Consider the following 2,065-nt stretch of genomic DNA (forward strand, 5'->3'; position numbering starts at 1 on the left):
GCCATGGGCAAGGAAGTCGAACGAAAATTCCTGGTCACCAGCACCGCATGGCGGGAGTTGGCCGAGGCCAATATCCGCATTCTCCAGTTCTATCTCGCTGCCGGCCCCGGGCGCACAGTGCGCATCCGCATCAGCGACGGCACTTCCGCCAAGCTGACGCTCAAATTCGGCAGCAAAGCGCGCGAGCGCGACGAATTCGAATACCCGATCCCGCTGTCGGAGGCGGTGGAGATGCTGGACTTCGCCATCGGACGTGTCATCGAGAAGACACGTCACCATGTTAGGCACCGTGGCTATCTCTATGAAGTCGATGTCTTTGGCGGACCGCTTGCGGGACTTGTGGTCGCCGAACTTGAGACGCCGGAGGACGTGCCGGACGAAATGCTGCCCGACTGGCTCGGCCGTGAAGTCACCGGCGAGCAGAAATTCTACAACGCGTCGCTCGCCCTTGGTGGGATTCCGGAGATCGCCGCATGAGCTTTCGCATCGATCCGCGCCTGCCGCTGACCGGCGAGGTCAGGAGAATCCTTGCCGAGGAGATCGGCAAGGCGCTGCATCATCTTGACGCCGCACGGAGCCGGCCGGAACAGGCGCTGCACAAATGCCGCAAGCGGCTGAAGAGCGCTCGCGCCTTGCTGCGGCTTGTTCGTTCCGGTGACGAAACATTCTGTGAGACAGAAAACCAGTGCTACCGCAACGTGGCGGCCCTGCTTGCCGGCCCGCGCGAGGCGACAGCGCTGATCGAAACCATCGACCGCCTGGCGGCAAGCTTTCCCAAGGAGGGCGCCGACGATGGGCTGGGCGCGGTTCGCGACAGGCTGATCGCGCGCCAGCATGAATTGCACGAAGGTACAGGGCTCGAAGCGGCGATCGGCGCGGCGACCGCCGCCTGCGAGGAGGGCCTGCACCGCATCGGCACGCTGGCCTTGCCCGACCAGCCGGAACAGGCGGCCGACGTGCTTGCCGAAGGCGCCCGCGTCACGCTGCGCCGCGCCAGGAAGGCGCTCGACAAGGCCGGATCGCGGGGAGCGGCCGATGATTTCCACGATCTGCGCAAGGCGGCCAAGACCCACGGCATGCATCTGTCGCTGCTCGGCAGGCTGTGGCCGACACCGATCAAAGCAAGGCGCAACGCGGTCGACGAACTGGGCGAGCGGCTGGGCGACCTGCACGATGTGCTGGTGATGCGCGCCCTGCTCGAGGCCGACGACCAGCTGCTCGGGCCGCCCGAGGACACGAAACTTCTGGCCAAGCTTTTGAAGCGGTCGGAAAAGCAGCTGAAGAAGAGCTGCCTTGCCGAGGCGGCCGAGCTGTTCGGCGACAGTCCCAAACGCTCGACACGCAAACTGGCCCGCAAGGCGCGCGACGATCTGGCTGCGCCGCCGGAAGAGGCCGCGGCATCGTAGGATGACTTGGCGCTCTTCCTCTCGGTCCGGACGGGGGGAAGAAAGGCGTGCGCTAGCCCTCATTACCCGCCCATGCTAATCGCCATGGAGTATGACCGAGCCCGGCGACACGCTTCTGGATCGACTTGGCCGCTGGCTTGCCGGCCGGCTGCAGGAAGAATCGTCCGGCTACGAGCCCTACACCCCCTCCGATGCCGAAACGCTGCGTCGCACGCTTGAGCCCGGCGACATCCTGCTGATCGAGGGCAACCAGAAGATCTCGGCGGCGATCAAGTACCTGACCCAGTCGACCTGGTCGCATGCGGCCTTCTATATCGGCGATGCCTTGCCCGCGCCGGCGGACGGCTCGGAGCGGCCGCGCCTGATCGAGGTCACGATCGGCGAAGGCTGCGTCGCCGTTCCATTGTCGCGCTACCGCACCTACAACACCCGTATCTGCCGGGCGAGTGGGCTGGCGCCGGAGGATCGCGACAAGGTCGTCGCCTTCATGATCGGCAAGCTCGGCCTGAAATACGACCTCAAGAACATTTTCGACATGCTGCGTTTTTTCTTCCCGACACCGCCGGTGCCGGTGCGCTGGCGCCGCCGCATGCTGGCCTTCGGTTCCGGCGATCCGACACGGGCGATCTGCTCGACGCTGATTGCCGAGGCCTATGGCC

The 2,065-nt window shown here is 65.3% G+C and carries 3 protein-coding genes; all 3 read left to right on the top strand.

The genetic code is table 11. The annotated features are described in order from the left end of the window. Positions 1-3: 3 nt before the first annotated feature. Positions 4-477, top strand: coding sequence for a CYTH domain-containing protein (locus tag EN994_RS28765; protein ID WP_013528659.1), 474 nt, complete (start codon positions 4-6; stop codon positions 475-477). Continuing rightward, positions 474-1,406, top strand: coding sequence for a CHAD domain-containing protein (locus EN994_RS28770; protein WP_063169643.1), 933 nt, complete (start codon positions 474-476; stop codon positions 1,404-1,406). The genes EN994_RS28765 and EN994_RS28770 overlap by 4 nt, the downstream gene beginning before the upstream one ends. Before the next feature lie 91 nt (positions 1,407-1,497). Beyond that, the coding region (locus EN994_RS28775; RefSeq protein ID WP_127308024.1) for a YiiX/YebB-like N1pC/P60 family cysteine hydrolase at positions 1,498-2,065 on the top strand (568 nt) is incomplete at its 3' end.

The sequence above is a fragment of the Mesorhizobium sp. M7A.F.Ca.CA.002.09.1.1 genome (assembly GCF_003998555.1).
Classification (GTDB): Bacteria; Pseudomonadota; Alphaproteobacteria; order Rhizobiales; family Rhizobiaceae; genus Mesorhizobium; species Mesorhizobium ciceri.

Coding starts and splice junctions, on each gene's coding strand:
- EN994_RS28765 (WP_013528659.1), top strand. CDS start 4: ATGGGCAAGGAAGTCGAACGAAAATTCCTGGTCACCAGCACCGCATGG.
- EN994_RS28770 (WP_063169643.1), top strand. CDS start 474: ATGAGCTTTCGCATCGATCCGCGCCTGCCGCTGACCGGCGAGGTCAGG.